We start from the raw sequence: 218 nt of genomic DNA on the forward strand, positions 1-218 counted from the left end.
GTGCGTGGTCGAGCTGACGACCGCCGTGGTTGGACACGATGACGCCGTCCACCCCGGCGTCGACCGCGGCGCGGGCGTCGTCCGGGTCGATGATCCCCTTGAGCAGCAGGGGACCACGCCACCGCTCGCGCACCCACTCCAGGTCGGCCCAGGTCACCGACGGATCGAAGAGCGTCCCCAGGTAGCCGGCCAGACTCTGCGCGTCGTCGGAGCCGAGG

1 protein-coding gene is annotated in these 218 nt (G+C 72.0%); it reads right to left on the reverse strand.

The window, feature by feature from the left end; translation table 11 throughout:
* Nucleotides 1-218: alpha-hydroxy-acid oxidizing protein (locus tag G5A07_RS21995; RefSeq protein ID WP_191864046.1), on the reverse strand; the 218-nt coding region annotated here is incomplete at both ends.

The sequence above is a fragment of the Stenotrophomonas sp. AS012628 genome (assembly GCF_010608305.1).
Taxonomy (GTDB): domain Bacteria; phylum Pseudomonadota; class Gammaproteobacteria; order Xanthomonadales; family Xanthomonadaceae; genus Stenotrophomonas; species Stenotrophomonas geniculata.